The organism is Secundilactobacillus pentosiphilus, from assembly GCF_002217985.1.
Lineage (GTDB): Bacteria > Bacillota > Bacilli > Lactobacillales > Lactobacillaceae > Secundilactobacillus > Secundilactobacillus pentosiphilus.
Genome location: NZ_BCMI01000010.1, coordinates 1 through 24910, shown reverse-complemented (window position 1 = coordinate 24910; position 24910 = coordinate 1). Strand labels below are relative to the sequence as shown.

Genomic DNA, 24910 nt, shown 5'->3' with positions numbered 1-24910 from the left:
GGTCATGAATATGGGACTTTTAGTTAATATCATCATCTTCGCCGCGATTTTCGGCTTTGCCGGCTACCAAATCTTTCGGGCGGTCAAGCGCTCAAAACAAGGAAAATGTGCCGCTTGTGATTATGACTGCGAAGCCAAAAAACTGCTGAATCAATCTAAGAAACGTTCACTTTAAGAATGGTGCCTTGAACCCTACATTAGCGTTCAAGGCATTTTTTTCTATCCCCTTATCTAAACTAGCTCAGCTACCAGCTTCCGCGCTATAATCAAAGTACTGAATTTAAACTAACGAGGCGATCGGCATGACTCATATTGACAAGCGAACCTTACAGACCAGAAGTAAAATCGAATCCGCGATGGTCACACTGTGTCAAAATCACGAGGCTTTTGCACGTCTGACCGGCCCCAAAATTGCCAGTGCAGCCGGCATCTCACGGCAGACCTTTTACCGCTACTACCTAACACCGAAACAAGTCATTACCAGTCTGATTGAGCGCCATCTAAGCGAATTTTTAAAAACCTTTCGACTGCAAAATTTAACCGCCCGAAAAATGGTGCTGCAGCTGATGACGATTTGGCAGGACCGGACCACCGTTCTGGAATTAGTTGAATGGTCTGATTCACGTTACGAGTTTATTCGTGCGCTGGCACAATTCAACCAACGGATTGCCAGCCAAAACCAAGTTCATTTAATCAACGAACAAACCGTCTGCAACGTCTATGCTGCTGCAACTTACATGTTCCTGCGTGACTACGTGCTCAAGGGTCAATGGTCTCAGGAACAAGCTACCGACCTGCTGCTCCATTTGACGAACAACATGGATCAAATTTTTTAACTTCTGTAACAAACCGCCCCAATCCGTCCATAACTTAACGTCATTATCCGTTAGACTATGGTTATTCAATCAAGGAGAGGTGCTTAAACATGAAATTAATTACAGCCGAAGAACACATCAGTACGGATTACGCCCACCAGGCCATCAGCGATTATCTTAAAACCCTGCCCAACGATCCCAAAGAAATGCAAGCCTTTGGTAAATCATTTGCGGAAGGCCTAGTTGCCTACGCGGTCGATCCAGAAGTGATGAGCGATATCGATGAAAAACGGCTCAATTACATGGACGCTAACGGCATTGACATGCAGATCCTATCTTACGGGGACGCTAGTACTAACCCTGACATGCTGCCTGCAGAACAAGCCATTGCGCTTAGTCAAAAAATTAACGAGACGATTGTTAATGCCGTCAAGCGTCACCCCGACCGCTATTTAGGCTTTGCAACCCTGCCCGTTTCCGAACCCGCAGCTGCCGCGAAAGAACTGAAACGTGCCGTTGAAAAGCTGGGTTTAAAGGGCGCACTGATTTTAGGAACCGACCGTGATAACCAGTTCTTGGATGCACCTAAATTCATGCCGATTTTTGAAATGGCCGCCCAGCTAGATGTGCCGCTGTACATCCACCCCTCAATGCCATCAAAGACCATTCGTGATAATTACTACAGCAACATGAATCCCATTGGGTTTAACGCCATCATGTCAACTCCCGGCTGGGGCTGGCACATGGAAGCCGGCCTGCACGTTACCCGCCTCATCTTATCCGGCTTATTTGATAAACTGCCGAACCTTAAACTGATTTCCGGTCACTGGGGTGAATTCGTCCCTTACTTCCTCGAACGGTTAGATGAAGCCACCACACCAGTAGTCGGCAATCCTTTAAAGCACCCCGTTTCTTACTACTATAAGAAAAACATTTACGTCACCCCAAGCGGAATGTTTACTTGGCCGCAAATGCAGTTAGTCCTGACGGAAATGGGTGCTGACCACGTCATCTGGGCACAGGATTACCCATACGTGACTGGTAATGCTGCTGATTTTCTCAGCGGTACACCAATTAGTGATAAAGACAAAGAAAAGATTGCTCACGGGAACATCGAAAAACTACTTAAACTAAAATAATTAAACCTTAAGTCAATGAAAAAGCCAGTTGTGTCTAAAACCTCGCAACTGGCTTTTTCAAATGAGACAAAAAAACGACCCTTACAGGTCGTTTTCGGTTGTTCTGTTTGATTTAGAATTTAACTTCGCTATCGTCAGAACCCTTTTCAATCAAGTTAACGTTACTGTTCAATGCGTACTGAACCATGTTCTTAACGGCAGTACTTGTATAGAAAGCAATGTGTGGCGTGATCAAGACGTTTTCACGCTTCATCAAGTTCTTCAAACGTTCGTCTGGAATAGCATCAAAGCTACCAAAGTCCTTGTTGAAAATACCAACTTCGTCTTCGTAAACGTCAAGAGCAGCTCCGCCAACTTTGCCTGAGTCAAGGGCACGGATCAAAGCATCCGTATCAACTAAAATACCACGGGCAGGGTTGATGATAATAACGCCATCCTTCATCTTGCTGAAGGCTTCGTCGTTAAACATATGCTCGTTTTCCTTAGTTGCTGGTGAATGTAATGAAATAACATCAGCCTTAGCATATAGTTCATCTAAGCTGTCAACGTAGATGCCTTGTTTCTTTAATTCTGGGTTAGGATAAATGTCATAGGCAATGATCTTAGCACCAAAGCCGCGGTAAATTTCAATTGCTTTACGGCCGATACGACCAGTAGCAATCACACCGACAGTTAACTTGTCCAATTCGCCAGCAACATCTGGTGCCCAACGAAGGTCACCATGTGCCATCTTGCGATCAAACGTGTTGGTCCGACGAAGTAAACGCATCAACTGGGTAGCTGCTAATTCAGCAATCGCACTTGGTGAATATGCAGGAACGTTAGTAACCTTGATACCATTACGCTTAACGGCGTCAGCATCAACGTTATCAACACCAACGTTACGTAATGAAAGTGACTTGATACCGAAGCTGGCTAACTTATCCAAGACAGCAGCGGTATAAGGCTTTTGTTGATACACAACGGCACCATCATAACCCTTAGCCTGATCAACAGTAGAATCGTCTAATAATTCTTTAACTGCCTTAACCTCGATGCCCTTATCCTTTGACCATTGATCAAGGTAAGGCTTTTCATCGTCACGAATACCATATGCAATAATTTTCACAATTGTTTCCTCCATTCACTAAACTACATCTTATTTTAGCATTTTTTCATCAGCTTGATAAGTAGTTCATCAATTAATGATGAAAAGGCGCTCCCAGTAATTTCATACAATTAAATTTTCTGAAAGTTAAAACTGCTGCACGTCATTTTGACGGGACCTGAACCCCGTGTGCTAACAGGTAAGCCAGCTTTGCTTTTCGGGATTGATGCTTAAACGCGTACTCCGCTTTTAGGGCGGCCGATTTCGTCTCAAAAGTCTCAAAGTAGATCAGTTTTAACGGGTGCCGGCTTTTCACTTTAGTATACTTCGCGCCCTTGCCTGCTTGGTGAGCGGCAAACCGCTTGTAGACATCGGTTGAATAGCCGCCGTACAAACTGTTATCCGCACAGAGTAAAACGTAGAAGTAGTAATGAGCCGTTTTTTTAGTCACCATAAAGCATCTTCTTTACTGGCGCGGAATATTCACCAGCTTCATCATAGGTCATTAATGACGGTAACACCTTCAGGCCCGTCATGCGGCCATCCTTGATAGCTTCAACCAGCACAATATTGGCATCACGGCCGGGCTTGGGGTAAACAAATTGCAGCCGCTTAACGGCTAAGCGGTGTTTGGCCATCATCGACGTCAGGTCAAGGAGTCGGTCGGGCCGGTAGACAAAAAAGGCTTTCCCGGTTGTTTTCAGTAAACCACTGGTAACTTCAACAACGGTCTCTAACGAGGTCGCAATTTCGTGCCTGGCAATGGCTAAATACTGATTAGGATTTTTCTTACTATCCGGCAGATCCGCGAAGTACGGCGGGTTGCAGACGACTGTTGCCACCGAATCCTTCCGAATTTGATCAAAAATAGTGGCTAGATCCTGTTCGTAAACCGTAATTTTTTCTTCCAGCTGGTTTAAAGCGACCGATCTGCGCGCCATGTCAGCCAAGCGCGGCTGGATTTCAACCATTGCAATTTGTCCTTTTACCCGTGGTGACATAAATAACCCAACCGCGCCGTTGCCAGCGCATAGATCCACTAGCTTTCCCGACTGTTTAAGCGGCGGCTTGGCAAAATTAGCCAGTAAAACCGCATCTAGTGAAAAGGAAAAGACCTGTGGACTCTGAATAATTTTAATATCCTGACTGTAAAGCTGGTCAACACGTTCACCAGGAAGTAACTCTGGAGCTGTCAAATAATCACCCATTCCGTTGATGTTTCGGCTATTTTTCCTTATAATAGCCACTATTGTAGTCACTTGTTTCATATCACCCACCAGTCTTAACCTGATAGATCAATGCTTAACTATCTTACTATTTTATTAAAACATATCAAGTCTCAAAAAGACGCTTTTAGTTCGGTGAGCAGCAGCGAAAATGCAATTGCGTTACTGCCCAAGACATTTACCAGTGACTGGTTTATAATAATTACTACGATAATAACTTAATGTAAGAGAGGTTACACCATGTTTTATTCTTTTATCCGTGTTCTTGTTCGCGTACTGGTTTACATTATTAATGGAAAACCCCGTTTCGAACATACCGACAGGTTGCCTCAGGGTAACTATATTTTGGTTGGGCCGCACCGAACCTGGTTTGATCCAATCTACTATGCATTGGCCGGCAGTCCTAAAAAGTTTAGTTTCATGGCTAAAATTGAGTTATTCAAGAACCCTATTCTGCGCTGGATACTCAAACATGCCAATGCTTTTCCAGTGGACCGAAAGCATCCGGGACCATCCGCGATTAAAACGCCCATTCGGCAGTTGCGCAACAGCAATCTGTCCTTGATCATGTTTCCTTCCGGTACGCGCCACTCCCAAGATTTGAAGGGTGGCGTTGCGGTTATTGCGAAGCTTTCAAAGACCCCGATTGTCCCAACTGTCTACCAAGGTCCGCTAACCTTTAAACAGCTCTTCAGTCGCCAAAAGATTACCGTCTCGTTTGGGGAACCCTTTACAGTTGATCCTAAAATGAAACTGGATGAAGACGGCTTTAAAGTAATTGAAACTAAAATGCAACAGGGCTTTGACCATCTGGATCAAGAAATTGACCCTAATTTCCACTATGTGGATCCAAAAGCTAAATCACATGCCTAACTGACCGAATACGTGAGTGACTCACATCAAAATAGGGATCAAAATTCGCCGTTAAGGACGAGTTTTGATCCCTGTTTTGTTGCTGTTTACTAATTACTAATCAAGGTGCGCCGTATTCTGTAGTTGAATCATATCGTAGTAAGCACCCTTTTTGGCCATTAACTCATCATTTGTCCCGCGTTCAATAATTTTTCCTTGGTGCAAAACAAGGATCAAATCAGCGTTTTGAATCGTCGATAGCCGATGAGCAATCGCAATGGTCGTCCGACCAGATTGCAGCTTAGCTAAACTCTTTTGAATCTCCTGTTCCGTTTCCGTATCGATATTGGCAGTCGCTTCGTCCAAAATCAGCACCTTCGGATCGGTGACAACGGTTCGTGCAAAGGAAATCAGCTGTTTTTGGCCACTGGAATAACCGTTCCCGCGCTCGATCACTTTGGAATCATAGCCGTTTGGCAGTGATTCAATCATCTGATCCGCATCCACAAAAGCAGCGGCGTCGCGCACTTGCTGGTCGGAAATCGACCGGTCAAACATTCTGATATTGGACGCCACGGTGCCGTAAAATAGAAACGGCTCCTGCAGCACCAATCCCATTTTCTGGCGTAAAGCAGTGTAATCGTATTCGCGAATATCATGATCATCGATCAAAACCTGACCAGACTGAAAGTCATAAAAACGCATCAAAACGTTGATGATCGACGATTTGCCGCTCCCCGTTTCGCCAACTAGCGCCACCGTTTGACCCGGCTGGGCAACAAAGGAGATATCGTCTAAGATCGGTGTTTCGCCATCGTACGAAAAGCTGACGTGTTTAAATTCAATTTTACCAGTCGTAATTTCTCTGCCAGCAACTGGTTTTTGCTGGGGTATCGACGTCTTATCAGCCATTAATTTCATGACCCGGGACCCCGAAACGATTCCTTCTTGGAAATCACTCAAATTATCCATCATGCTCGTCATTGGGTTAAACAGATTATCCAGATACGTTACGAAGGCGTAAATCATCCCAGCTGGTACAAACCCATTCAGTCCACGAACACCCAGGAGCGTCAGCACGAAAATAACGCCCAACGCATAAAAAAGATCGATCAGCGGACTCAACAACAGTGAATTGACCCGAATCATAGCTTGCCGCGACTTGAAATAAGCCCCGTTAGTTTCATCAAATTCCTGGTTCATCCGCTTTTCCTGCCGAAACTGCTGAATAATGCTGATCCCGATGATGGCTTCAGACAGCTTGGCGTTAAGTTCGCTTAACCGCTCTCGCATCCGGCGATAAACCTTTGAACTGTAACGCTGGTAATACCAAATCGTGATTCCTAAAAACGGTAGTAAAATCAACAGCCAAACGGCCACTTGGGCATCTAACAGAAACATGGCGATCACCGACGAAATAACTGAAAACAGCGCTACAATCAAGCTGCTAAATAACTGCCAAAAAGTGCTGAACGACATTGTATCGTTCGTTAACCGCGACAGGATCGAACCGCTTGGGACCTGATCATAGAACCGCATACCGAGGTGATGCAATTTTTCAAACAACTGACGCCGAACACTTTCCAGCATGTATTCAGCACCCATGCTATAGAGGTAGGTTTGGCAAAACTGCATCACGGCTCGCGTGACCATTGCAAAAAAGTAAAGGCCAGCAAACAGCCACATGATTTTCAAATCAGCACGGCCTACTTTTAGGTAGTTATCCATGTAATCTTTCAGAATCATCGGCAGCAAAATATTAACGACACTGACAAGGGCTGCTAACACGATGGCCACAACAAAATGCCGCCAGTAAGGTTTGGCATAGCCGATCAAACGAGAAACGATGCCCATTTGTTCCTTCACTGGGATACTTTTCGCCCAGGCGGATTCGTGCTCATTGTTTTTCACTGTTAGCCCCCCTTACCCGCATTTCAAGTTCTTGACGTTCAAACATCTGGTGATACCAGCCATCTTGGGCCATCAGCTGGTCGTGATTGCCGCGCTCGGTGATGGTGCCATGATCCATGACAATGATCTCATCAGCCCGCATGACCGAACTCAGCCGATGAGCAGCAATGATCGTTGTTTTACCGGCCCGTTCATGTTTGAGATTGATTAAAATTTTACTTTCGGTCTCGGCATCTACGGCCGATAACGCATCGTCTAAGATCAATAGTTCCGGTTTAATCAAAAGTGCGCGGGCAATCGCTACCCGCTGACGCTGGCCGCCAGACAGTGAAACGCCCTCTTCACCAACTAAGGTGTCATAGCCGTTTTCAAACTGTTCAATTTGATCAGCTAAGTCTGCTTCTGTCACCACTGCTTCAACTTCCGCTTGGGTAGCAGCCGGTTTCGCGAAAGCAATGTTGTCCCGGACCGATTCCGAGAACAGAAAGCTGTCCTGCGGCACGTAGCCGATAGCAGGCAGATAACTGTCTAACTGATAAGCTAAAATATTCGTACCGCCATAACTGATCTGGCCTTGATACTGTTCAAACTGGCGTAATAATAACCGCATGACTGTGGTCTTACCAGCACCGACCCGGCCAACGATTCCCAATGTTTTGCCCGCAGGAATCGAAAACGACACGTGCTTGAGTGCCACCTGCGGATCGTCAGGATAGTTAAATTGGGTGACGTTAAACCTCAAATTACCCGCCGGCCGTTCACTGCGACCGTCCGTACGATCAATGACCTGTGATTTTTCATTGATCAGGTTCATGACCCGATCATAGCTGGCATTGCCGCGTTCCATGGTATTAAACAGCATACCGACAGCAAAAATCGGCCAAATCATCATGGAAAGGTAAGTGATAAACGACACTAAATTACCGATCGTGATGACGTGTTCGACCACTAATGAACCGCCCATGACGATCGTGGCAACGTAAGCCAAAGCAATAATCAAAGTGGTAATGGGATCAAACATCGCATCCAACCGGTTGACCCGGCGATTGACTTTGATGGTCTGGTCAACTTGCCGGTTAAAATCATCAATGTCCTCTTGTTCCTGGCCCAAACTTTTGATGACCTTAACGCCACTGATGCTTTCTTGTGCTTTATTATTTAACCGTGAAAAGGCTGCTTGAGAATCCCGAAACGCAATGTTGATCTTTTGGCCTAAATAGTAAGCCATGACTGCCAGCAGCGGAAATGGCAGTACCGCGATCAGCGTTAACCGCCAATTAACCAGCGTCATCATGGCGATCAACGTGGTGCCGCCGGTAATAATTGAATCCGCGAATTGCAGGATACCCCCACCGGCAACACGTTGAATCGCCTGCAGGTCATTGGTTGCTCGCGCCATTAAATCACCAGTCCGGTATTTCTGATAGAAGGTTTGATCCATTGTCATATAGTGTCCGAACAGCCGTTGCCGTAACGTTTTTTCCAACTTAGCGGCAGCTCCCCAAATGGCGGTTCGCCACATGTAGCGTGCCCCGTATTGACCGGCAGCCGCGCCTATCAGAATCAGCAGATCGATCACTAACAAACGGACGGTCAGTCGATGACCGTGGATCAAATCAACAATATCGCCGATCATCCTTGGTGGAATCACGGCTAACAAAGCGGTTATCAATAACCCCAATAGGCCAAATAGATACGTTCTCCACTCCGCCTTAAAGTACCAGCCTAATTTTTTAAAGATGCTCATGTGGTCGCCTCCTCCACTGACTGATAAACCCTGACAAAATCAAAAAAGACTCGGGATTACCCAAGCCTTCGTTTCAAGAACGCGAATTAACGCTTTTCTGATTGTTGCTGTCTCATGCTGTTCATCATCTGATGCAACTTCTTTTCTGAAGGACGTTGTCCCATTTGCATCATCATCATGCGCATTTGGTCTTCACTGATCGGCGGATTTTCGCGAATATACTTTTCCATATACCGTCGAGCTGCAAAGAAACCAAGTGCAAGACCGGCTAATAAAGCAACGATCACAATTAGAATCCAAATTCCAGTGCTCAAGTGGATGTGCCTCCTTTTCAGTAGCTTCCAATAAACAATATTACACAAGTTTAGCCCATTTTAAAAGGGATTCTGAAGGAATCGGTCAAACGATTACCGTAACCCCTTCTTTTTTTGAATTTCCTGAACCTTTTTGGGTGTAATTTCCTTACCAGATTTATCAAAGACACGTAACATTTCAATATCGTTTTTAAAACCCGCGCGAAACTTCTTCAAATACTTCTGACGAAGATCCTTGCGTTCAACTTTTTCAAGTTCAGTTAAGCCCTCTGACTTCGCTTTTTTTGCTAATTCATTAATGCGGGCGATTAAGTCTTTCATCTCGGTGTCAGCCATTAATATCACTCCCTTGCACAAACATGCTCTAATATGATAACTCGAAACCCTTATTGGTTCAAGAAAGAAAGCTTATCTCGAGTACGAAAAACAGCTACTTGGAACATGCTGTATCACGGCGTTATCAAATTAAGCGGAAAAGCGAACACTTGTTTGAAATGACAGGCTAACTATGCTATCATTACGGTAAATATAGCGACCTTAAAGGGGTGAAACTATGACAAAAGCTTCAGATTCAAAACAACTGGCGATCCTGCGATTTATTTATGACCAGACACAATCGCATGGTTATCCGCCAACGGTCCGCGAAATCGGTGAAAAAGTCGGTTTAAGTTCAACTTCAACCGTCCATGGACATATTGCCAGATTGGCTAAGAAGGGCTTCTTGATTAAGGACCCAACCAAACCGCGCGCATTGGAAGTAACTGATCTGGGAATTGACGCCTTAGGGATCGTTAAAACGCCTACTAAGATTCCCGTTTTAGGAACCGTTGCTGCCGGTGAACCAATTTTAGCGGTTCAGGAAGCCACTGACTACTTCCCGATTCCAGACCAGCTAATGGATGAAGCCAGCGATTTATTTATGCTCAAAATTCGCGGTGAAAGTATGATTAATGCCGGTATCTTGAATGGTGATAAAGTCATCGTTAAAAAACAGCATTCAGCTGAAAACGGTGAAATTGTGATCGCCATGACTCAGGAAAACGAAGCCACCTGCAAACGGTTCTATAAGGAAGATCATTACTACCGTCTGCAACCAGAAAACGACACCATGGCACCAATCATTCTTAACCAAGTGACTATTTTGGGTAAGGTCATTGGCCTCTATCGAGACGAAATTTTCTAAACACGGCTGGTGTCACTGAATTAAATCATGACTAAAAAAGCAGCTGATTTCCGGCATGGAAATCAGCTGCTTTTTTTCGTCAACGTTTAGGCTTTATTCCGATCCAGATACTGCCGCTGGTCATGCTTGATGCCGGCCAGCACGAACCGGGCATCATCATGAGTCACGTCAAGCAGAACGTCATGATCCGGTAACTGCTGCGAAAAAAGCCGCTCGTATTGGGCCATGGTCAGCTGCTGACGGCTGCTGAAAAACTCACTAAACCGTTGCCGTGATTGCTGAGCGTCGAATTGCTCGCTGATCGTACCACTAAAGAACTCACCCTCTGCACCCGAGCCGTAACTGAATAAGCCGATCCGCTGACCCGGCTTGAGTACCGCGTTGTCAAACAGTGAACGCAAGCTGAGGTACAAAGAACCCGTGTACAAATTCCCTACCCGCCGATTATACTGCCGGCTGGCTTCAAAGTTCGTTTTCAACTGTTTTTGCTGCTCTGCATCCGCTTCCGGCAGTACTGCCCGCAGTGCTTTAAGTCCCATTTTAGTAAACGGTAAATGAAACGCAAACGCCGTGAAGTCCGCAATCGTTCGGTTGGTCTGCCGTTGATAATCTAACCAAACGGTTTTAAAGAAATCGATGTAGACGTTCTCTGAAAATCGGCCGTCTACCAAGGCTTCCGTCCGGTATAGCGGGCGCCAAAAATCCATGATGTCTTCAGATCTAAACGCCGTTTCATTATCCAAATTGAGCAGTTTAGGCGCTGCACTAATGGTCATAGCCACTGCGCCGCCCCCCTGTGTCACTTCACCGGGGGTGTTCAACCCGTAGCGCGCAATGTCGGCGCCAATGACCAGCACCTGCTTATCGGGATGAAGCCGGACGTAATCGTGGGCAAATTGCAAACCGGCTGTCGCACCGTAGCAGGCCTGTTTGATTTCCACCGCCCGAAGATTATCCGGTAAATTCAGCAGCCGTTTGAGGTAAATTGCTGCCGACTTCGAATGATCGATCCCGGATTCCGTCCCGAACAGGATCATAGCAATCTGGTCACGGTTCGTTTCATTGACCACTTTAACGGCGGCATTGGCTGCCAGTGTGACAACGTCTTGAGTGACCGGAATAACTGCCTGTTCATACTGGCCAATCCCGATCCGGTACTTATCGGGTTCCTCCCCCCTAGCGTGTGCGAGATCCACAAGATCCAAGTATGTTTTCGGCGTATAAAACGCCAACTGATCAATTCCAATTTGCATAATGTTCTGCTACTGATAACTTATAAAAAGTTACAGATTATTCTTGCTTCTTCCTATCCTGCCTCGCACAAAGCTCGCTAATGCAGTTGATATGATAGTCCACAAGCGTTAATTCCCGGCTAGCCACCGGTACATACTTTGAAACCTATGTTAGTAGGCTAATTCAAAGTTTTCAGTATCCCTGATATTCAGGGCCGCATTAATATCCTGATCTTCAGTATAATTACAATTCTGGCACTCATACACCCGGTCTTTGAGTTTTAAATCAACTTTCTTATGGCCACATTGGTGACACACTTTTGAAGTTGGTTCAAAACGATTGGTTAAGTGTACGGGAATGCCTAATTGCTGGCATTTAGCGATTAGTTTGATTCTGAAATTGTAGAAGCCCTGGTAACTAATGGCTTTGGCTAAATGCCGATTTTTCAGCATACCTTTAACATTCAAATCTTCTAAGGCTACCCACTGGGGCTTGGTTCTCACCACAGCAGCAATAATCTTATTTTGATAATCCAACTGAATGTTAGTTAATCGTTGATATAAGCGTTGCACTTTCCGCTGAGTTTTGGCTAGATTCAAATCAGTAGCAGATTTTCCTTCTTTCTGTCTTCTAGCTTTCAGTGCTTGATACTGGCGGGACATTTTTCTTTGCAGCCTGCGCAGACGTTTTCTGATGCGCCTTATACGACTGCTTTTGTTTTGAATATGATACAAAGTACCATCATTTAAGATGGCAAATTCTTTTAGGCCAAGATCAATGCCAATTGGTTCACCGGTTAATTCTAGCTTTGGTAGTTCAGCCTGTTCCACTAAACAGGTCAGGTAATACCGACCGGCCTTAAATTTGATCCGGCCTTGTTTAATAACGAAGTGGTCTGAGTCTGTAAGAATGTAGCCAAACTCTTTCAAACGTACCCAGCCAAGCTTGGGTAGCTTAATACGATGACGTTCGCAGGCAATCATTTGCGTTTTGCTGTTCTTCACAAAGTAATAACTACCTTGACCATGTTTGAAGGAACGCCAATGCGGAAAACCACTTTGTTTCTTGAAAAAACGTTTCATGGCCCTATCCGCATCAATAAAAGCCTGTTTAACCGACTTAGCGTATAGTGTCTTGATCCAATCATCATGGGGATTAGCTTCAAGGTACTCATGGTTAAACCACTTACCGAACTCATAAGCACCCATATAGTGATAACCGCATTCATAACGCTGCCGATTGATGTCTAAAAATAAATTATAGGCCCAGCGACTACCGCCAATATGACAATCAATCTGCCAGGCTTGTTTTTCTGTCGGCTTAATTTCAACTTTATAGGTGAGTAGCATCAGTTGTTCCGCCTTATTGAATTTAATCACCAAGGTGAGGTGTCCCTCATATTATACCGAATGGCTTTATCCCAAACGGCCTTTTAATGAAATTCATATAAATCACTACTTATATGCTATCAGCTAATACGTAAAATTTAACTTTTGAGTTTAACCTGGTTATATCTTTACCAGACTTATAAGAATACGGAATAGTATAAGCATCACTTTGCAAAGATTGATATTCTTTTACAGCAAAACAGTTACTGTTCATTCCTCCTTATTATTACTCCACAACGATTATTTTCCTAAATAATGATAATTATAATCCATACCTTCTTTATACAGCTGGTATGATGCTTCGGTTTCATCCGCAAAAATAACGGCTATCGCCGGCGTGCCCCACGAGGAGTAGCCCCAAAAGACGGTATCATCGTAATCATAGCTGTCATTTGGCTTCCGGTAAAATCCCCGGGTGCGGTCCCAGACGGTACCATGAGTCCGTACCCAATCTTCAGCAATTCCGGCTTTGACCTCGTCAAGCCGTTCACTGTTATCTAAGATCAGCTGCCGCAGCCGTTCCCAGTCGATCTGCCAATCGTGCTCCTTAGGCCGGGGCTTCCCCGGTTGATAAACTGTTGACGATTCAATCACGTTTAATTCAATCGGCACGAGGTCTTGAAAACGCATTTCAGCCACTCCTTATCTTTAAATAAAATCCACTAAATACTGCGTCTGCTTTTGATTTATTCCCATACCATGCTATCATAGTAATAACCGCTTACCAAGTAGGGTTGACCTGAAGGCCTCGTTTTTGATCATAGATCCTAACGGAACCCGAAACGTAAACTAATTTATCTAAAATGGGGTGTTGAGATTGGTAAGTACTACATTGAAAGTTGTTGCGCCGGATGGATTAACGGGTGATGCTGTTAACCAACTGACAAACGAATTATCAAAATATCAATTTAAGATTATGCTCAAGTACCAGGGAACCACTACGGTAGCCACCAGCTCGCTTGGTGTCATGAGTTTAGGTGTCCCAAGCGGTGCCAATTTCGAATTAAGTGTTGATGGTACAACGGATCAACTGGAAAAAATTGTTCAAACCCTAGTTGACAGCAAAATGGTTGAAAGACTTTAAAATTTTTAAATCGTTAAAGCTTATAGCTTATTAAATTAACCGGCTACTTAATCAGTAGTCGGTTAATTTTAATAAAAAATTAAACCGGTTTCGGGGTATACTGTTACTGCAACTAGAATACTTAAGGGGACTTTAACAATGCAATTATCAAAAAAACAATTATTAACGGGTTTAGCCACGGCCGGTGCCGTTTTATTAGTCGGCGCGCGTTCCGCTAGTGCTGCCCTTAACCCTAGCAGTTCACAGCCAAGAACTGATATGGTCGACCTCTCCAGCTGGCAGTCCAATCTGGGTGCCAGTGACTACCAAAAGCTTCATGATGCAGGCGTTAAAGCGGTTGCCATTAAAGCAACTGAGGGAACTTCCTATACCAGTCCCGTACTGAAACAGCAGGTACAAGACGCACAAGGTGCCGGGCTAGCGGTCAACTACTATCACTTTGCTCGTTTTACTTCTGTGGACAGTGCTAAGGCTGAAGCCCAAAACTTTATCAAAGCTGTTCAATCTATCACGAGTTCAAAGGACATGGTGATGGTGGTTGATTTTGAGGCCCCCGAGCTTTCGCACCTGTCAAAGAGTCAAAATGATGCTGATTTAGCTGCATTTGACAGCGTTTTAAACGCAGCCGGTTATAACAAGACCGATCTGTACACGATGTCCAGCTGGCTTGGCAGCCACATCGATACCAACGCCAGCAACAAGGGCTGGATCGCACAGTGGCCTTCAAATCCAACCGGTACTCAGTACCCTTCAGCCAACGCTTGGCAATGGGCTTCTGACTACCGGTTCAGCGGCGAATCACAGAATTTGGACGTTAGTCAGTTGAACAATGACTTCTACGTTAACGGTAATGCCAACGTTGCCGTTCATACCAGTTCAAGCAGTTCAACACCTAAGACGACCTTGGTTAAGGTGCCAGCACCCGCACCAACTTCAACGTCCAACTACTCCGCAACGCGTTCTAACTCAGTCAAACTCGTTTGGCGAGCTTCAATGCACCGCCACGCCTACTGGACACTTTCGGGTGCGCGTTACTCGAAACACTTAGGCATTAAATATGCTGAAATGAAGAACTTGGCACATACCACTTGGTATACTGACGGCCACGAAAAGTTATACCGTAAAGCTTCTCATAACTCCGCCATCTACTATCACGTCAGAAGCGGTAACGGTAAACACGCTGGTTGGATCTGGCGCGGTTATCTCCATGCCGGCGTTAATCCAAACGCTTAATTTGAAGCCGTAACATCACTCAGATTCCAGCATTTAATACAAAAATAATGAGACCAGGTCATCATTTGGTCTCATTATTTTTTTGCGTTGAAAAGTTTTTTTGAATTTTAGTAAGGTGGTCCAATATCACTATTAAAGTTATTCTAGCTTGAAAATGCTATACTAAGGGTGTCAAAGGAGTGACAAACATGACCGATAAGCCTGAAAAACCAAAAACCACTTTTAAAAAAATCCGTCGCGGAATGCGCGGCAGCTGTCCGCAATGTCACCATGAAATGACCATTTACTATGGCATGAACCACTGCCCGACCTGCGGTTACCTCTTCAAATCTAACTTCATTGTTAAATAACGTTAAGGAGGCGCCTGATGATTCAAGACTATACGGCATACTGGTCGAAAATGACCGTCTTCAATGCGACTGCCACCCGGAAACAATATTGGACCGCTTACATCGTGAACGCCCTGGTAATTTGGCTTTATGCAGCGTTGACCCATCAAACGCAATACTTAGTCAACGGTCATTATGAAATCGCTGGTCATTTAAGTTCCGCCATCTTTGGCCTTATTTTAGTCTTAGTGTGGCTTGCCAACTTCACTATTAGGGCGCGCCGACTACACGATTCGAATCACAGCAACTGGTGGCTGCTGATTTCGATGATACCAATCATTGGCACTGTTTGGCTCTTTATTCTGTTAGTAATGCCCACCGTTGTTAATCAACGCTGGCCTTTAAACCAATCTCAAGTCCAGTAAAGACGTTTAACCATCAATTCGTTACAACCCAAAAAGCGTTCTCCCGATCAAAACCATCGGAAGAACGCTTTTGAGTGTTAAATTCTGGAATCTGAGCGATGTCACGGCTTCGCTCTTTTAATTATTTATGCTTTTCTTCTGCGTTAACAACTAATACTTGAACGTTAGCATGCCGCACGACATACGCGGTGGTAGACCCGATCAATAACCGGTTAAAAGCATCTACACCAGATTTGCCGATGACGACTAAATCAAAATCCTTCTTATTAGCGGTATCCACAATAACATTCTTTGGCGCACCGTCCTCAACAATGGTTTTGGCATCAATTCCAGCTTCTTCAGCCATCTTTTTGCCTTCGTCAATGATTGAAGCGGCACGTTCTCTCATTTCACTTTGAATATCCATTGGCACATTCCCAGCGGCTAACGTCATTCGGGTGCGATCGATTACCGCAATTAACGTTAGCGTCGAACCAAAGTACCGACTAATTCTGATTGCAACCTTCAATGCTGACTTGGAATTATCACTGCCATCAAGTGGCACTAAAATATGTGAAAACATAGTCACGGCTCCTTTCGAAAATTCATCAAGAAATCTACTGACAACTTCGACTTTCCACCATTTTTAGTATGACTGATAATTTCCGTGAAAGCAATAAAAGTGCCCTTAATTTGTGATGAATTAAACAAAGTGTGGCTGATTAGACGTTGAAAGACCGCCAGAGAAACTGACCTGCTTTTGCTGGCGATATACTCGTAACGAATAGTTGCCCGGCTTAGCCTTGATCACACGGGTAGTATGACCGTTAGAAACCCAACCCGTTTTAGCCACCTTGCCATTCCGGAACAGCCGGTATGAATAAGTTTGACGACTGATTTTTTGATTCTGATCATACGCGGTAACGACCATGTGCAATTTATGCGCAGGTGCTAAAACCACCCGTCGTGTTGATAGTGAGGTATTGCTCCCTGACTGCAACGCTGAAGTTTTGCGACTCGATGCAGCAGAAGACTGACTTTGAGTGAATATCAACCCCATGGTGCCACAAATTAACACCCCTGTTGCCATCAAAACCTTAAATGATTTATTCATGCTGGCCTCCTTTAATGCCTAATCCAATGACTACTAGGATAACGGAGACGGATTAACACACAATAACGAGAAAATCACATTTACGTGACGAATCATTTCAAAATTATCGTTAATTGAAATCTTTTGCTGATAATTAGTTATAGGCTAGACTTTAAACTCAGATATGTATCCCCTTTTAACACCGTCATCCAAATTACCCAATGGCGTCTATCACAAACCATTCAACTTAAAACGCAGTTGAACGAACATGCCAGCTCAACTGCGTTTAGATTCTAAAACTCATCTTTTTTTACCCGCACTGTCTTTCGGTAAGGGTGCGGTTCCCCTTTAATTTCATGTGAAACGTGTCCCAGCATGGCATCCACCATTTCCAAAATATGTGGATCATCCAAACAGTAAAAAACGTGGGTACCCTGCTTACTCCTTGTCACTAACTGATAGCGGTATAAAATGGCTAGTTGATGTGAAACCATCGGTTGCGGCAAGTCGACATTGTTAACAATCGTCGAAACATCCGCTTCATTATCTTCCAAGAAATACAGAATTTTGATTCGGTTAGTATTGCTCAAAACCTTGTAGATCTTAGCGGCTTCCTCTAAAAGCGCGTTACTCACTTTCAAACCGATCACCTCATGTCTATTCACTATCCCTATTATGATACAATTTCTAGAAGAAAGCTATGATATGATTAATTAAGCCGCTATCCCAAAAGACCCATAAACCAATCAAAACATAACAAACTTTCATTAGTCGTTCGCCATACTTTGCCATGAGACTGGTGACAATGGGAAGTTGTGCGATTAATTTAATGACAACTACCACTAGTATCGTTAACGAACCAATGAACATTAACGTGATGAGAAAATGAGCAGCACTCTCACCCACCAGCACCGGCAGAAAAATCGACAAATTGCACCCCGCACACACCGATAGGTACGTCAGTGTTACACTCAGAATTTGCGAACGGTGATGCCGATCTTGATTATCATCGTCATGGAAAGCTAAGTAGATCGGTAAAATACCTAAAATTCCCAGTACCCATTCCGGCAAGAAAATCAGCAGCGCCTTACCTACGGCGTAACTTACGCCCAGCATAATCAGGTTCCCTAGTAAATAACCAATCATCACTTTAACAACATCATATTTCTTTAGCAAAAAAAGCAGCATAAAGAAAAAATCGAGATTAACACTTAAAAACGTTAGCGTTAGCAGCCAGTAATTCAAAACAATTCCTTCTCTCTTGATCTTAAATATATTATATGTCACATATTACATATTTAAAAGACCTTTTTCTTAGTTGTGCAAACAAGTCAGTTGCAATCGGGACTTATTTTTACCATAATTAATGGTGATCATAAATTTTAATTTTAAAAAGAAGGCTTTTTATGTTTGATGCAAAAGTTGCACTGGGTACCTGGTCTTGGGGATCAGGTAAAAACGGCGGCGACCAAGTTTTCGGTAATCATTTAACTCAAAAAGATCTGCAGGCCGTCGTTGATTCCGCAATGGCAATGGCCTGAATCTTTGGGACACTGCCGCTGCATACGGCCAGGGTTCTTCAGAAACCTTATTGGGAGATTGTTTGAAGCCTTACGATCGAAAGGACTATTTTCTCTCCACAAAGTTCACCCCGGTGTTTGCTGACTCCGGTGATGATCCCGTCAGAGACATGCTTGCTGGCAGTCTGAAGCGTCTGCACACCGATTATATTGATCTGTACTGGATTCATAATTCAGATGACGTTGAAAAGTGGACGCCTGAACTGATCCCACTGGTCAAAAAGGGCCTGGTCAAACACGTTGGGGTTTCTAACCATAATCTCGCCCAAGTGAAACGGGCCAATGAAATTTTAAACGCGGGCGGCGTGGAATTGGCTGCGGTGCAAAACCATTACAGTCTGCTCTACCGTCAATCCGAAACGACTGGTTTATTAGACTACTGTCACCAAAACGGCATTACCTTCTTCCCTTACATGGTATTGGAACAAGGCATCCTTGCCGGCAAACATGACGCAGCTCATCCGTTTGAGGGTGAAAACGACCGGGCACGGCGATATAACCCGATGCTGCCGCAGCTCAATGAATTATTAGCAAAGATGATCGAACTAGCGGCCCAGCACCACGTCGCGGTCGCTGATATTGCAACTGCCTGGGTCATTCAAAAGGGGACCACCCCCATTATCGGTGTCACAAAACAGCATTACATTGCTGATACCAAGCATGCCATTTCACTGACTTTGACGTCAGCTGAAATGAAGGCACTGGAATCCTTAGCAGACCAGGCTAACGTGGATACGCGAGCCGTTTGGGAACAGAACATGAACCAGTAACCTACAGTTAGGATTATCGGAATAACAAAGGAATCGTCTAACACTGCACGTGTTAAACGATCCCTTTTTGTTTAATCAAGTTCCAATAAATAATGCAGCTGCTGCTGAACTTGATGATGGGTCTGTTCGGTTAATTGCCGATCGTTTCTAATCAACAGCGTATCGTAAATTGCTTTTTGAAAAATTGACACAATGACTTGCCCCAGTGATCGACAGGCTTGCTCACCCAGTTCACGACTCGCTTGACAAGTGTTAAGTGCTGCTCCAAGCCGGTTACCCAGATCCTGCCAGGGCTGAGTCACTAGGCTCACTTCTTGATTAGTCAGCAGTAGTCGTTCCCTAATAACAATCACAAATAACTGATAATTTTCCTGGACCCGAAAGACTGCGCAGACTGCTTCAAAATTAGCCATTAACGCCCTTTCCAACTCATCTTTGGTTGTCAGCTGGCTAAAATCAATCTTTAATTTACCCAATTTTTCTAACCCATTCTGCTTTAAAATACAGCCTAGGATTTCCCGTTTGCCCTTGGGAAAATAGTAGTATAGTAACCCCTTTGCGGCACCGCCAACTTGTTCAATGATTTCCCGCGTAGTGGTCCCCGTATAGCCTTGAGTGGCGAATAAGGCTTTTGAAACGGCAATAAATTGATTCTTTGAAAATGTCTTTTCCTTAGTCATTTAACTAACTGCCTCTTTAACAACGTCTCAAATTAACACGGCCAAACTTTACCGTAAGCACATCGCGCCGATGGTGCTGTGGACCGTATCATCATTTTTAAAAGTTTAAATCTAATGACATTTAAACTTTATCACTTTGATATTGTACAATATTTTTTATATTAATTAAACAGTTTGTTTGATATACCTAAAATTTGATTAGCAACATAAAAAAATGACCAGTACTGAGTGCTGATCACTTCTTTAATATTGTTTGAGTTAGATGATGATAAGCGATTTAATGGCCTCACGTCTGGCCATTGCCTGATAAGCATCATTAATGTCGTCTAGTTTGAACGTTTTAGTAAAGACTTTACCCGGATGAATATTACCGTCCAGCACCGCTTTGAGCAGCAGCTGCTTATCATAAGTTGTTACGGAGGCTGGTCCGCCTGCAATGATCGTATTCCGGTAGAAGGAATTGGTCAGGTCCACTTTAGGCTCATGGGGTAAGCCTACGCGCCCCACAACGGCCCCCGGTCGGCCAATTTTCATAGCGGTATCATTTGACTGTTCTGAGCCGACGCATTCCAAAACGGCGTCCGCACCTGCTTGATGAGTCAGTGCCATTACTTTTTCAACGGCTTCATCGCCCCGTTCTGCGACGATGTCAGTAGCGCCAAATTCAGCCGCTAATTTTTGTCGATCTTCATGCCGGCTCATCGCAATAATTCGCTTAGCACCACGCATCTTAGCTGCAATCACTGCGCAAAGGCCAACCGCACCGTCACCGACAACAGCGACAGTATCACCCGTCTTCACGTTAGCAACCCGAGCAGCATGATACCCCGTTGCCATAACATCTGCCAAACTGAGCAGCGAATTCAGCATCTCCTCGCTATAATCAGCAGGCTGCCCAGGTACTTTAACTAAGGCCCAGTCGGCGTGCTGAAACCGGAAATATTCTGATTGTACAGCAGCGCTAAAGTTATCTTGGTGGTTTTGACAATCACCGTCAAAACCAGCTAAACAAGCAGCACAATGGCCGCAGCCATGCGTAAACGGTGCAATGACAAAATCCCCTGGTTTAACCGTCGTGATATCACTGCCAATGGCATCAACGATACCGATCGCCTCATGGCCAGAATTAGCAGAATGTTCTGCCTTTTCTTCCAGTCCTCGATATGCCCATAGATCAGAACCACAGACACAGGTTCGTACCACTTTGATAATAGCATCATCACTCGCTTGAATTGTTGGCTTTTCGGTGTTTGTGATGACAACCTGACCAGGCTTTTCAAAAATTGTTGTTTTCATTAGTTAACTCCCCTTTCAGTGAAAAATCATCATGATGACTGGTGACTAATCCAGTAAAAGTATAGCAGTTAAAGTACAGCAGAAGTCAAGCTATAATCGCTGACTGGTTAAAACAGCTTAACCATAATGATGTTAAAATGAATTCATCAAAAAGGAGTTGATATTTTGACAATCAAAGACAAAGTGGTTGTCATCACAGGTGCTTCTAGCGGTATTGGCCGTGCAACAGCGGAAAAACTGGCACAATCGGGTGCTAAAGTGGTTATCGGTGCTCGCCGGGTTGAACGCTTGAAACAAATTGCAGCTGAATTTTCTTCAAATTCGGTTACCTGCCAGCAAACAGACGTTACCGATCGTGACAGTGTTTCGCGTCTCGTCAAAGTGGCAACTGATAAATTTCAGCGCGTTGACGTTCTCTACAATAATGCCGGTTTAATGCCCATCTCAAAAATGGCCGAACTGAAAGTTGACGAATGGGACCGCATGATCGACGTTAATATCAAAGGTGTCCTGTATGGGATCGCCGCGGTCCTGCCCACCATGATCCGGCAGCAAAGCGGCCAAATCATCACGACAGACTCAGTGGCCGGACACGTTGTCCATTCAGGAACCGCGGTGTATGCTGGAACCAAATACGCTATCCAAGCCATTATGGACGGTCTGCGTCAGGAACAGGCCGAAAATCACATTAAAACGACTATGATTTCACCTGGTGTGGTCAACACGGAACTATACAGTACGATCAGTGACCCTAAGCAACGGGCTCAAACCGAAAAACAGGAACAAGAAACCGGCTTAAACGCCAGTGACGTTGCTAACGCAGTTGCTTACGCCATTAATCAACCCGCGGACGTGGCCATCAACGAAGTTTTGATGCGGCCTTCCTCACAAATTATCTAAACATTGTGTGAGCTGACAGTTAGGCTTGCATCTTTACCACAAAAAAGGTGATAACCGTCTCCGTTATGGAAGAGATCGGCTATCACCTTTTTTAGATGTCGGGTGTAGTGGACCGACATCAATAAATGTAGTTGAGAAATGTATTTCGAAAGAAAGTACAACTATGAGTCTACTAAATAAAGCAATTAAAAACAAGCCTTTTTTGTAAATTTGTTTAAAAATAAGAAAGATTTTTTAAAATATATGCGTTTAACCAGCTTTGTTGTGATTTATAATACAAAAGGATTTCAAGATAAGTCTTCTATATTTATAAATAATTGCTTAGATTGTGAATATAATCTTCTATTACGCTTTTCCTTTATTCATTAGCTTCTAAATAACAAATATTATAAATTTTGTGGCTGTTTACTAGACCAATTAATTGTAGCAAACTAGAATAGCGCAACGTCCTTTAATGCACACTTCATAAAAGTGAAGCAATGTCTGATCCCTTAATCGCACAGAAAAAGTAAAAACACACCAATGACGTTTTAAGTTCAAATGTAAACTTAGCAAGGTTCGAATTTGCTGTCACCCACTTTGTCCATGTCTGAAATTTTGCATCATCAAACTTTACAGAATGTGGCTCTTCAGTTCTCTTTTCATGACCTTTCACAACATCAGGTGTCCTAAGACTTTTATTTCCCATTTGCACAGCAACTTTCTTAAAATAACCGGCTTCAAAGATGGCCTGTGTGGCATTACCACTGACAATAGGCAATTCATTGAAACTTCATTGCTTTTGTTAGTTTCGCTATTCTACAGAACGCCTTTCTCAATTCACTTAAAACAAGGCTATTGCGGCAATGACCGCGCCTAATACTGTAACTACGATCATGAATCTATCTGAAGAATTTTCTACGTTATTAATCACTGCATATATTCCAACTTTAACAAGCTGAATCAACAAGCAAAAGAATGAAAATTCGGAAATCCGTAGACTCCAAATTCCAATTACAAAATATCCTGATAACACAGGAATACTTAATATCATGAGACCCACGATTAACATACATATTTTGAAATCTGTATCGGTTATTAACGATGATCTTCTCAGAGACACAATAATCAAACAATAAACTATTGTTACACCACTAAATACCGACATTAAGCCCTTTATTTCACCAAAATTCAGCAAAGAAAAAGGCCTACCACCGTTCGTAATTCTTAAAATTCCTTCCAAGATCTGAACGAGCGCATAGGGCCCTAAAACATAAAGCATAAACCATAAAGCGATTAAATCTTTTCTCCATTTTTTGGAATCCTTTTTCTGAATACTTCTGATGGAAAAGTGTTCATCAGTTTTCAATGATTCTTTATTTTGTTTCATAAACGATGCGCCCCAAACATATATCAATTTATAGAAAGCATATCACAATATAAAAGCCCTATCACTTCAGCTAGGACTACAATTTCTACTTTAAAAGCCAAGCGGTAGGAATCTCATTTACTCCATACGTACCAGACTATCGCGGTAATATAAGTTGTGTGTCACCGATTACTACTTTTTTAAGATCAATGATCCCAAGTCATTCGGCACATTCCATAATAAACGCATTCCTTAAATCATATGCTTGGTTCTTTCTAATGGTTACTAACCGGTTTGTGACTAATCCTCGCAGTGTATATTGCAGATGTCGCCGAAGATAAAGTTCATAAGTAATCTTGTTAATGTCTTTGTCAGCCTCAGCACGGCATTCACCGATGATTCATTTCTTTCGAACATCTGAAATCTTTAAAATTATACAAAAACTAAAATTTTGGCCAGAATATTGCTTAATACTATATAGAATTTTTCTCAGAATATCCATCAGGTGGCATGGCTGGAGATGTATTTTTAAGTTTCAAATTCTGCTTATATTCTTCCATAAATCCATATTGTTCAAAATTAATCTTCCTTTTATGGTTACTGTATGTGGTATCAATATTAAATCTGTGATACTATATAAGGTACAAACTTATGTTCTCAGCCTGATTTCAGCCTGAAAGGGGGTGAATAAGATGGCTCGAAATGGCTCTCGTGGAAACGGACGTAAAGGCGCTGTAAAGGGACGCTCTCAGTCTTACAATCCACGCACTGGTCTCTGGACCAAATCTAATAATTCTACTGGACGTTTCATGGACGTGAAGACTTCCGGTGGTTCATTCAAAGGTGTAACTCACAAGCACTGATACCCTTTGAAACTTCTTTTTTTCTACATTGCATCCGACTCCAAACATCGGGTGCTTTTTTCTAACCAAAATTCACGAACTTCCAAACTTTTCACTGCTAACCGGATAGAAAATTGTTAAATACTTAATACACTTAAATCAGCCAACCCTCTTGCTGATTTTTTAAGAAATGCCAGAAACCTAAGTAATTTGAAGTTCTTGGTGCACAAAATGGTGCGCATTTCAAAGTGCAAAAATCAACGAATTGAGGTCATTTTGATGATTTGTGCACCATAATGCGCACCAAAGTATCATTATTAATCATTTATAATCATTTGGGGCAAAAGAAAAACCCCATCAATTCGGCGATTGATGAGGTTCGTAAATGAATCAGATATTAAATCCAAGGAGAGTACAGGATTTCGAGTGACCCTTTATAAACCGCCACGTAGAGGT

The 24910-nt window shown here is 43.5% G+C and carries 31 protein-coding genes; 13 read left to right on the top strand and 18 right to left on the bottom strand.

Annotated elements, in window-relative coordinates; genetic code table 11:
- The first annotated feature begins 10 nt into the window (after positions 1–10).
- From CES81_RS06340 to CES81_RS06330, 3 genes are all read left to right on the top strand, one after another.
- Positions 11–175, top strand: a complete 165-nt coding sequence (locus CES81_RS06340; protein ID WP_089121115.1) for a FeoB-associated Cys-rich membrane protein — start codon at positions 11–13, stop codon at positions 173–175.
- A 127-nt stretch (positions 176–302) separates the two neighbouring features.
- Complete coding sequence (locus CES81_RS06335; RefSeq protein ID WP_089121114.1) at positions 303–836, top strand: TetR/AcrR family transcriptional regulator; 534 nt, start codon at positions 303–305, stop codon at positions 834–836.
- An 89-nt stretch (positions 837–925) separates the two neighbouring features.
- A complete protein-coding gene (locus CES81_RS06330; protein WP_089121113.1) occupies positions 926–1954 on the top strand; it encodes an amidohydrolase family protein in 1029 nt (342 codons plus the stop codon).
- A gap of 112 nt (positions 1955–2066) precedes the next feature.
- On the opposite strand, the gene CES81_RS06325 is transcribed toward CES81_RS06330, so the two are convergent.
- From CES81_RS06325 to CES81_RS06315, 3 genes are all read right to left on the bottom strand, one after another.
- Positions 2067–3062: a D-2-hydroxyacid dehydrogenase gene (locus tag CES81_RS06325; protein WP_089087996.1), complete on the bottom strand. Its 996-nt coding sequence runs from the start codon at positions 3060–3062 to the stop codon at positions 2067–2069.
- 142 nt (positions 3063–3204) lie between these two features.
- Positions 3205–3495 carry a GIY-YIG nuclease family protein gene (locus CES81_RS06320; protein ID WP_089121112.1) on the bottom strand — a complete coding sequence of 97 codons (291 nt, stop codon included), beginning with the start codon at positions 3493–3495 and terminating at the stop codon, positions 3205–3207.
- Positions 3485–4249, bottom strand: a complete 765-nt coding sequence (locus CES81_RS06315) for a tRNA1(Val) (adenine(37)-N6)-methyltransferase (RefSeq protein WP_089121111.1) — start codon at positions 4247–4249, stop codon at positions 3485–3487. Before CES81_RS06315 ends, CES81_RS06320 begins: the two co-directional genes overlap by 11 nt.
- Positions 4250–4507: 258 nt before the next feature.
- On the opposite strand from CES81_RS06315, the gene CES81_RS06310 reads away from it, so the two are divergent.
- Positions 4508–5140, top strand: a complete 633-nt coding sequence (locus tag CES81_RS06310; RefSeq protein ID WP_089121110.1) for a lysophospholipid acyltransferase family protein — start codon at positions 4508–4510, stop codon at positions 5138–5140.
- Between the two features lie 96 nt (positions 5141–5236).
- On the opposite strand, the gene CES81_RS06305 is transcribed toward CES81_RS06310, so the two are convergent.
- The 4 genes from CES81_RS06305 to CES81_RS06290 form a co-directional block, all read right to left on the bottom strand.
- Positions 5237–6973, bottom strand: a complete 1737-nt coding sequence (locus CES81_RS06305) for an ABC transporter ATP-binding protein (protein WP_089121162.1) — start codon at positions 6971–6973, stop codon at positions 5237–5239.
- Positions 6974–7016: 43 nt separating this feature from the next.
- Positions 7017–8777 carry an ABC transporter ATP-binding protein gene (locus CES81_RS06300; protein ID WP_089121109.1) on the bottom strand — a complete coding sequence of 587 codons (1761 nt, stop codon included), beginning with the start codon at positions 8775–8777 and terminating at the stop codon, positions 7017–7019.
- Between the two features lie 86 nt (positions 8778–8863).
- On the bottom strand, positions 8864–9091 hold the full coding sequence (locus tag CES81_RS06295) for a YneF family protein (protein WP_089089568.1): 228 nt from the start codon (positions 9089–9091) through the stop codon (positions 8864–8866).
- 93 nt (positions 9092–9184) lie between these two features.
- Complete coding sequence (locus tag CES81_RS06290; protein ID WP_089089569.1) at positions 9185–9427, bottom strand: DUF896 domain-containing protein; 243 nt, start codon at positions 9425–9427, stop codon at positions 9185–9187.
- A 217-nt stretch (positions 9428–9644) separates the two neighbouring features.
- Here CES81_RS06290 and lexA point away from each other — a divergent pair, with 217 nt between their 5' ends.
- Positions 9645–10274 (top strand): transcriptional repressor LexA, encoded by a 630-nt coding sequence (gene lexA, locus CES81_RS06285; RefSeq protein WP_089089570.1) that lies wholly within the window; start codon positions 9645–9647, stop codon positions 10272–10274.
- 86 nt (positions 10275–10360) lie between these two features.
- Here the strand turns inward: lexA and CES81_RS06280 are convergent, their stop codons facing one another.
- The 3 genes from CES81_RS06280 to CES81_RS06270 all read right to left on the bottom strand — a co-directional run bounded on the left by CES81_RS06280 (position 10361) and on the right by CES81_RS06270 (position 13525).
- The gene (locus CES81_RS06280) at positions 10361–11527 is read right to left on the bottom strand and encodes a hydroxymethylglutaryl-CoA synthase (protein ID WP_089121108.1); all 1167 of its coding nucleotides are present in this window, start codon (positions 11525–11527) and stop codon (positions 10361–10363) included.
- 150 nt (positions 11528–11677) lie between these two features.
- Positions 11678–12856, bottom strand: coding sequence for an RNA-guided endonuclease InsQ/TnpB family protein (locus CES81_RS06275; RefSeq protein ID WP_225356358.1), 1179 nt, complete (start codon positions 12854–12856; stop codon positions 11678–11680).
- A 279-nt stretch (positions 12857–13135) separates the two neighbouring features.
- Positions 13136–13525 carry a hypothetical protein gene (locus CES81_RS06270; protein WP_089121107.1) on the bottom strand — a complete coding sequence of 130 codons (390 nt, stop codon included), beginning with the start codon at positions 13523–13525 and terminating at the stop codon, positions 13136–13138.
- 187 nt (positions 13526–13712) lie between these two features.
- Between CES81_RS06270 and CES81_RS06265 the strand changes: the two genes are divergently transcribed.
- The 4 genes from CES81_RS06265 (at position 13713) to CES81_RS06250 (ending at position 15966) form a co-directional block, all read left to right on the top strand.
- Positions 13713–13979: an HPr family phosphocarrier protein gene (locus tag CES81_RS06265; RefSeq protein ID WP_089121106.1), complete on the top strand. Its 267-nt coding sequence runs from the start codon at positions 13713–13715 to the stop codon at positions 13977–13979.
- A 138-nt stretch (positions 13980–14117) separates the two neighbouring features.
- Positions 14118–15212: a GH25 family lysozyme gene (locus CES81_RS06260; protein WP_089121105.1), complete on the top strand. Its 1095-nt coding sequence runs from the start codon at positions 14118–14120 to the stop codon at positions 15210–15212.
- A 188-nt stretch (positions 15213–15400) separates the two neighbouring features.
- Positions 15401–15562, top strand: a complete 162-nt coding sequence (locus CES81_RS06255; protein ID WP_089121104.1) for a 50S ribosomal protein L4 — start codon at positions 15401–15403, stop codon at positions 15560–15562.
- A gap of 17 nt (positions 15563–15579) precedes the next feature.
- On the top strand, positions 15580–15966 hold the full coding sequence (locus CES81_RS06250; protein ID WP_089121103.1) for a DUF805 domain-containing protein: 387 nt from the start codon (positions 15580–15582) through the stop codon (positions 15964–15966).
- 121 nt (positions 15967–16087) lie between these two features.
- Here CES81_RS06250 and CES81_RS06245 read toward each other — a convergent pair whose 3' ends face one another.
- The 4 genes from CES81_RS06245 to CES81_RS06230 all read right to left on the bottom strand — a co-directional run bounded on the left by CES81_RS06245 (position 16088) and on the right by CES81_RS06230 (position 18283).
- Positions 16088–16528 carry a universal stress protein gene (locus tag CES81_RS06245; protein ID WP_089089577.1) on the bottom strand — a complete coding sequence of 147 codons (441 nt, stop codon included), beginning with the start codon at positions 16526–16528 and terminating at the stop codon, positions 16088–16090.
- Between the two features lie 120 nt (positions 16529–16648).
- Positions 16649–17059 carry a hypothetical protein gene (locus CES81_RS06240; protein WP_089089578.1) on the bottom strand — a complete coding sequence of 137 codons (411 nt, stop codon included), beginning with the start codon at positions 17057–17059 and terminating at the stop codon, positions 16649–16651.
- A gap of 272 nt (positions 17060–17331) precedes the next feature.
- Complete coding sequence (locus CES81_RS06235; protein ID WP_089121102.1) at positions 17332–17679, bottom strand: ArsR/SmtB family transcription factor; 348 nt, start codon at positions 17677–17679, stop codon at positions 17332–17334.
- Positions 17680–17725: 46 nt separating this feature from the next.
- Positions 17726–18283, bottom strand: a complete 558-nt coding sequence (locus CES81_RS06230) for a cadmium resistance transporter (protein WP_089121101.1) — start codon at positions 18281–18283, stop codon at positions 17726–17728.
- A gap of 161 nt (positions 18284–18444) precedes the next feature.
- Between CES81_RS06230 and CES81_RS13780 the strand changes: the two genes are divergently transcribed.
- Positions 18445–18579, top strand: coding sequence for a hypothetical protein (locus CES81_RS13780; protein ID WP_369688588.1), 135 nt, complete (start codon positions 18445–18447; stop codon positions 18577–18579).
- A gap of 50 nt (positions 18580–18629) precedes the next feature.
- Complete coding sequence (locus tag CES81_RS06225; protein WP_369688587.1) at positions 18630–19388, top strand: aldo/keto reductase; 759 nt, start codon at positions 18630–18632, stop codon at positions 19386–19388.
- Positions 19389–19459: 71 nt separating this feature from the next.
- Here the strand turns inward: CES81_RS06225 and CES81_RS06220 are convergent, their stop codons facing one another.
- Positions 19460–20068 carry a TetR/AcrR family transcriptional regulator gene (locus tag CES81_RS06220; RefSeq protein ID WP_089121100.1) on the bottom strand — a complete coding sequence of 203 codons (609 nt, stop codon included), beginning with the start codon at positions 20066–20068 and terminating at the stop codon, positions 19460–19462.
- Between the two features lie 258 nt (positions 20069–20326).
- Positions 20327–21364, bottom strand: coding sequence for a zinc-dependent alcohol dehydrogenase family protein (locus CES81_RS06215; RefSeq protein WP_089121099.1), 1038 nt, complete (start codon positions 21362–21364; stop codon positions 20327–20329).
- A gap of 165 nt (positions 21365–21529) precedes the next feature.
- Between CES81_RS06215 and CES81_RS06210 the strand changes: the two genes are divergently transcribed.
- A complete protein-coding gene (locus CES81_RS06210; RefSeq protein WP_089121098.1) occupies positions 21530–22264 on the top strand; it encodes an SDR family oxidoreductase in 735 nt (244 codons plus the stop codon).
- Between the two features lie 463 nt (positions 22265–22727).
- Here the strand turns inward: CES81_RS06210 and CES81_RS06205 are convergent, their stop codons facing one another.
- Together CES81_RS06205 and CES81_RS06200 are read right to left on the bottom strand one after the other, a co-directional pair.
- Positions 22728–23024 (bottom strand): terminase small subunit, encoded by a 297-nt coding sequence (locus CES81_RS06205; RefSeq protein ID WP_089121097.1) that lies wholly within the window; start codon positions 23022–23024, stop codon positions 22728–22730.
- Positions 23025–23087: 63 nt separating this feature from the next.
- Positions 23088–23633 (bottom strand): hypothetical protein, encoded by a 546-nt coding sequence (locus CES81_RS06200; protein WP_089121096.1) that lies wholly within the window; start codon positions 23631–23633, stop codon positions 23088–23090.
- 671 nt (positions 23634–24304) lie between these two features.
- On the opposite strand from CES81_RS06200, the gene CES81_RS13510 reads away from it, so the two are divergent.
- On the top strand, positions 24305–24475 hold the full coding sequence (locus tag CES81_RS13510) for a hypothetical protein (RefSeq protein ID WP_180949746.1): 171 nt from the start codon (positions 24305–24307) through the stop codon (positions 24473–24475).
- Positions 24476–24910: the final 435 nt, after the last annotated feature.